Genomic DNA, 6784 nt, shown 5'->3' on the forward strand with positions numbered 1-6784 from the left:
GATGTATTGTGAACAAAAAATGTGCATAAACACATTTAAATAGTAGGGAATTGCAATCAATTGGCGCAAAAAATCGGGCAGAAGCTGTACTTCTGCCCGATTGGGAAAGTATTTAAAATGTTTAGTTATAAGCGCGTTCGTTATGATCGCTTAGATCAAGACCTTTTTCCTCTTCCTCATGTGAAACACGTAGGCCGACAGTCAGTTCGATCACTTTGAAAATGCCCCATGTGCAGACTGCGCTATAGATGACTGTCACCACAATACCAATCATTTGAGCAATAAACTGTGTGCCAAAATCAAGACCTGTGATATTGCCGCCCAAGAGTGGTGAAGCAAAAATACCCGTCAAAATTCCGCCGACCATCCCGCCAATACCGTGTAAGGCAAAGACATCAAGAGAGTCATCAATATTGAGTACATTTTTAAGGCGAGTGACTGCGTAGAAGCACACCATGCCTGTGATCAGTCCGATGGCTGCTGCACCAAATACGCCAACATAAGCCGCCGCAGGCGTAATACCGACCAAACCTGCAATTGCACCAGAAGCAAGCCCTAACGAGGTGGTGTGTCGATCAAGCACTTTTTCAATGATCATCCAGCCGACAATCCCTGCACATGCTGCAACTTGGGTATTCATCATGATTAAACCAGCACTTGCGTTGGCTGCAAGTGCAGAACCGACGTTGAAACCAAACCAGCCTGCCCAAAGTAGACCTGCACCGATGAAGGTATAGACCAAGTTGTGTGGGGCAATATTTTGAGTTTTCCAGTCTTTACGACGTCCGATGATCATCGCACCAACCAGTGCAGCAATGCCTGAGTTGATGTGTACGGCTGTCCCACCAGCAAAATCCAGTACACCCCAGTTGTGCATGGCAGAACCGACACCGCCCCAAACCATGTGTGCCATAGGCGCATAGACAATGGTTGTCCAGAGGATTACAAAAATCACCATGGCACTAAACTTCATCCGTTCTGCATAGCCACCCACGACAATTGCAGGGGTAATCATGGCAAAGGTCATGCCAAACACTGAGGTTACATATTCAGGAATATCACCCATTAACGATTGGTCGGTCACACCATGATGCATAAAGGCTTTATCGAAACCACCGACAAAACTGGCAAGATTAAACGTACCGTCATGCATGCCTGTAGTATCGACAATCATGCTGTAAATATGGGTAATCCACATCAGTCCGATAATGCCTGCAAAGGCAAAAAACTGGGTACAGATCGACAGGACGTTTTTACTGCGCAGCATACCGCCGTAAAACAAAGCCAACCCTGGAATAAACATGATCATGACAAAGACGATCGATGTCATGACCCATGAGGTCGATGTTTGGTTCAATGTTGCTGTTTCTGCTGCCTGTGCAAAGTGTGGCGACAACAATAAACAACCCAATACTAAGCTCGAAATAGAACGAATATTCATATTTCTCTCCTTGTGTAATGATCACAATACGTTGCGTTTTGCCGAAACAAAACATCCATTTTTTTGCAGATTGCCCAGTTCATACTCGGCAATCAGGAGAATTAAAAAACTTAGGCACGAACCCGAGTACGCTCAGGATCGTAAAACGGTAAATTGACCACTTTGGCTTTCAGGCGTTTCTTTTGCCCGTCGAGTTTGCCAATTTCTAAAGTGGTCTCGGCACTGGCGTATTGCGGGGCAACCCGACACAGTGCGATCTGTTTTTTCAGTAAAGGGGAATTGGTGGCACTGGTGACCACACCGACTGGGTAACGATCGACATAAATCAGGTCACCATGTTGAGCTGCCTCATTTTGTTCTAAAACCAAGCCCACCAATTTGTGCCGACTTTGTGCAGTTTGATTTTGCATGGCTTGCTTGCCCAAGAAGTCTTCTTCTTTACTTTTTAATGGAACGGTAAAACCAATGCCTGCTTCAAAAGGATTGGTTTGAGCATCGAACTCATGTTGTGCAAAAATCAGACCTGCTTCGATGCGCAGCATATCTAGTGCGGCAAAACCCATCGGTGCAATTTCAAAAGCTTGCCCTGCCGACCAGATCGCATCCCAAACCTGTTCAGCATGAGTCGGATGACACCACACTTCAAAGCCCAGTTCACCTGTGTAGCCTGTGCGTGACACCATGACAGGAATGCCTTGCGCATTGCCCAAACGTCCGAGCGTGAAATGAAACCATGCCAGTTGGTCGAGGTTGGGTTGATGTTCAGGTGTCCAAATCAGTTGCTTGAGTAGCTCACGGCTGTGAGGTCCTTGCACAGCAACATTGTGAATCTGATCTGAAGAGTGGCGAATACTGACCCGATAACCGAGTTGTTGCGCTTTTTGTTTCAGCCATGTGCCTGTGTATTCATCACCACAGACCCAGCGAAAGTTGTTTTCCCCCAAACGGAAAATCGTGCCGTCATCCAGCATGCCGCCTGTTTCAAGGCAAATCGCAGAATAGACAATTTCACCAATCGCCAGTTTGCGGACATTGCGCGTCAGCATGTATTGCAAGAAACTCTCGGCATCGGGTCCTGTAATTTCAAATTTGCGTAAAGCGGTAAGGTCGATCATTGCCACATGTTCACGACACGCCAGATACTCGGACTTGGCACCCCAACCATGATATTCATCAGCCACCCAATATCCATGATATTCAACGAGGTGCGAGGTTAGGGTAGCTATACGCGAATGAAAGCCACTTTGTTTGGTCATGCGGGGCATCTCCTCAGGATGGGTACGGTACAGTTGGGAACGTAGGAATTGCTCGGATTCGGCATAAATTCGCACATGAATGTCGCTGGGAACCCAACCGTTGGATGGGTCGATGTCGTCAGGGCATGCCGATGAAGCACAGAGCAGGTCTTTGTGTGCGCGCAGCAAAATATAGTCGCCTGCACGTGACCACGGTTCGTCCATGCTGATGCTACCGCAAGCTTCAACTTGGGTGTTGTAGAAAAAATTGATCGCAGGCCATGCGGCTTTAGGGCTCAAACCGAGTGGACTTAGAATGCGGTTAAAGTTGTCGGTGCAGGAGATGTGTCCAAAGTAGCCACTGTCTTCATAAAATTTCGGGCTACATGCAGTCAGGAACATATCATGTCGCCCCACAGTATCTTGAACCACTTCAACCAAGGCTTGCATGTCTGTGCCATAAAAGCGTGAGTGAATGCCAGGCGTTGGGGTGCTGTGCCCGAGTAGGGTGCGAGTTGCAACCGCATCTAGTCCAATTTCCTGACCATGTTCCAATGCTTTGGCATCAAAGGCTAAAAAGTCTGAACATTGCTTGCCTGACACATCAATAATCTGAATCCATTGTCCTGCTTTGACGCTATAGGTTTTGGCACTGGCTTTGCCCACGCGGATCTCCTGAATCGGCTGTGCCAGTGGTGCAGGTAGGTATTCAGTTTGGGCTTTGGCTTTATGGATGGTGGCGTGAACTTCATCAATCGCATCTTGCTGATCGACCTGCATATTTTTACCAGTATTGAGTAAAATCACAGCACTGTTTTCGGTGATACGAAAACGGATATGTTCAGTCTGTTGTATGCGTAGCACCACATCTAAATCTGTTTGAGTAATCTTGAATTTTTGTAACTGGTATTCAAGGCGCTGAGCAACACTGTCTTGTTGTACCAGTTGTTCAAACGTTTGTACTGCTGTTCCAATACTGATAATGCCATTGGGGCTAACCAGTTGTAGCAAGGGTAACTGGATTTTACCGTGTGCATTTCGCACCAAGATTTCGATCCCTTGATCTGCTGGAAGATTCAGTTCTAATTCATCTTGAGCTTCAAGTGACAACAACAGAGCCGATTGCGGATCAACCCGTAACTGAATCTGTTGCAGCGGAACCTGTAAATGGAAAAACTGCTCAGTTTCGACTGAAAGATGCTGTGATAAATTGCCCATATGCATTGCCTTTGCGCTGTTGTCCTCACTCGCATCACCACATGCTCATTTGCCTGTTGTTATGCCTTGATGAGTTTCAATATCGCCAGTTCAAAAACAGATCACAATTGCCCAGAATGATTACCCCCAATGAGGTAAAGCCTGATTTTGGCATGAATAATGCTCAAATTTTATAACTATTAAGAATAAAAATGGGGCAAAGATGCAGTGGATTAGGCAATACGATACGGAGTGGCAATGAAAGCTTGGCAGTCTTGGTCACAGATCTGGCACAAGCGCCGTACAGCGCCAGATGCAGCAGAAACCTCGCTGCAACAGCAACTCTTTGCTGCACGATATGAAAGTCTGCTGCTTCGACTCATGCTGAATATTGCCCGTGTCGAGCAACCCAATTCACAATTGCCTGAGTTACTGCATGACCTGCAACAGCAGCTCAATGGCACTTTTGCAATGCAGCATGTGCCAAAACTGTGCCTTGTGTTGTGCTATCCATTTACGCAGGAATGTTTTATTTACTATGCTCAAGAGATTCAACTTGAGCGACAGGATTTAAACCAGATTCAGTCGGTTTTACTGAATCAAACTTATTACGCTCAGTCTAAGCTTGAAAACCTGCTACAGATTCAAAACCATCAGGCACGTTGGTTGGTACTGGGACAAGAAGTGGTGGTCTGGCGGGTCTATGTGCAGCAGACGAATACGGTTGATCGTGACATGCAACCTTATCTGCAACAACTGGATGATGCCTTGCAACAAGGCTTCCAGCACTGGATTGAGCAACAACAAAAACGGCAGGCAATTTTACTCAAAGAGCGCCGTGAATTTGCTGCAGAACTGCATGACAGCATTGCACAAGTCTTGGGCTTTTTACGCTTGAAGTCGGCACAGCTACATAGCCTGTGTAAAAACCAGTCGGCTTATAGTGCCTTGTTGCCACTCAGTGAAGACCTTGCCAGTTATACCCACTACGCCTATCAGCAGACACGCGAGCTGATTACCGCCTCACGTTTGGCCTATCAAGAACTAGATTTTGCTTCGGCACTGAATAAAGTCATGGATGAGTTTTCTCACCAGTCCAGTATTTCCTTTGAATTGGACAATCGGGTGGCACATTTCAAAGTCAGCGCCAAACATGCCATGCAACTGCTCTACATTATTCGGGAAAGCCTGAGCAATATCGTGCGGCATTCTCATGCTTCAAGCGCGCAGGTACGCATTGAGTATTTGAATTCGGGAGCGTTGCAAATCTGTATTTGTGACAATGGGCGTGGCATTCAGTTACAAAATAAACGTAGTGACAGTTTTGGTTTAGAAATTATGCAGGAGCGGGCGGAACGGATTGGCGCAGAACTACGTTTTGTTGCTAATCAGCCGCAAGGCACCTGCGTCATATTGCTTTTGGAACAACATTAGAGGAAGGTCGTCATGTGTAAAGTCAGTATTGTAGATGATCATGCATTATTTCGCCGTGGGGTTGCAGACATTATTCGGCAGGAACAGGGTTATGATGTGCTTGCCGAATATGCTTCTGGCGCAGAGTTTTTGCAAGACTTTTTCGAGCAATATCCCGATGTGGTGTTGCTCGATTTGCAAATGCCAAATGAATCGGGTTTGGAGATTTTAAAGCACATTCGTCAGACCGATCAGGAACTTAAAGTCATTATCCTAACGGCTTGTGAAGATGAGCAAGTGGTGATTGATGCGATTCAATTGGGGGCAAATGGCTTTTTGCCGAAGGACACCTTACCCGAAGTGATTTTGCAAAAATTGCATGATGTCTTGGATGGACAGATCATTTTACATGGGCAAGGTGTGAATATTTTGGCGCGACAAGTGCGCCGTGTGCAGCCGCAGCTCAGTGAAACCGAATCTTGGGAAATTGAACAACAAGAACAACAGGATTTGGCGGACATGACCGCAAGGGAAAAAGAAACCCTGCTGTTGATTGCCAAAGGGCTGAACAATAAACTGATTGCACGCGAACTCGGCATTAGTGATGGTACGGTCAAAGTCTATGTCAAAAGCTTGCTGCGTAAACTCAGCGTACATTCACGTTTGGAATTGTCCGTATGGGCGCATCAGCATTTGAAATCATTGCGAAGTTGAGGTGACTATGCTGAAATTGTTTCGCCGTCCTGCACAGGTTTACCCCTTGCAGTTGTTACACAGCTATTGGTCACCTGTATTTGACCGTTTTGCCGAAGCGGTACTGATTGTCGACCAATATCTCAATATTTATAAAAGTAATATTACGTGGCAGCATTTTAGCCAAAGTGACATGCAAGACCTGAGTTTGTCTTTATATCCAGAAGATGTGCATAAACTCAAAAGTCTACTGAGTTCACCACAGCTTACGGAAAGTTGTCGTATCCGCCTGAGGGATGCACAGCAGAATTTACGTTGGTTTGAACTCTCTGCCAATTATTTGGTGAGCCAGCCTGAGACACAGCAGTATTATTGGTGTTTGTTGCTCTCCGATCAGACTGAAAAAATTAAACAGCAATATCGACAATCGGCACAGCAGCGCAGCTTGAATGATCTGATCAAGCGCTTACCGATGATGCTGTACCGTTCACGCAATGATTTTGACTGGACAATGGAATATCTGAGTGATGGCTGTGTGGATGTGACAGGCTATGCTCCAACAGAGTTACTCAATACGCCTCGTTTTGGACAGATGATTCACCCAGATGATGCCCCTTATGTCTGGTCATCTGTGCAAGATGCGCTGAATCAAAAAGGAATCTTTGATGTGATTTACCGAATCTTGCTCGATGGTAAGCAGGTGGTTTGGGTGCAGGATATTGGATGGGGCGTTTACTCAGAAAGCGATATGATTTTGGCAGTTGAAGGTGTGATTTGGCGCACTGCGGAGCAGATGCCTGAACCC

Annotated in this window: 5 protein-coding genes; 3 read left to right on the forward strand and 2 right to left on the reverse strand. The window is 46.2% G+C overall.

What is annotated here, in order from left to right; genetic code table 11:
• Positions 1-121 precede the first annotated feature (121 nt).
• Together GBN19_RS13705 and GBN19_RS13710 are read right to left on the reverse strand one after the other, a co-directional pair.
• Positions 122-1441 (reverse strand): ammonium transporter, encoded by a 1320-nt coding sequence (locus GBN19_RS13705; RefSeq protein WP_151778523.1) that lies wholly within the window; start codon positions 1439-1441, stop codon positions 122-124.
• Between the two features lie 110 nt (positions 1442-1551).
• Complete coding sequence (locus GBN19_RS13710; RefSeq protein WP_151778524.1) at positions 1552-3894, reverse strand: DUF1989 domain-containing protein; 2343 nt, start codon at positions 3892-3894, stop codon at positions 1552-1554.
• A 237-nt stretch (positions 3895-4131) separates the two neighbouring features.
• Between GBN19_RS13710 and GBN19_RS13715 the strand changes: the two genes are divergently transcribed.
• From GBN19_RS13715 to GBN19_RS13725, 3 genes are all read left to right on the forward strand, one after another.
• Positions 4132-5307 (forward strand): sensor histidine kinase, encoded by a 1176-nt coding sequence (locus tag GBN19_RS13715; RefSeq protein WP_151778525.1) that lies wholly within the window; start codon positions 4132-4134, stop codon positions 5305-5307.
• 12 nt (positions 5308-5319) lie between these two features.
• The gene (locus GBN19_RS13720; RefSeq protein ID WP_151778526.1) at positions 5320-6000 is read left to right on the forward strand and encodes a response regulator; all 681 of its coding nucleotides are present in this window, start codon (positions 5320-5322) and stop codon (positions 5998-6000) included.
• A 7-nt stretch (positions 6001-6007) separates the two neighbouring features.
• A partial coding sequence (locus tag GBN19_RS13725) for a PAS domain-containing protein (protein ID WP_151778527.1) occupies positions 6008-6784 on the forward strand: 777 nt, incomplete at its 3' end.

This window comes from Acinetobacter brisouii (assembly GCF_008993995.1).
In the GTDB taxonomy this organism is placed as follows: Bacteria; Pseudomonadota; Gammaproteobacteria; order Pseudomonadales; family Moraxellaceae; genus Acinetobacter; species Acinetobacter brisouii_A.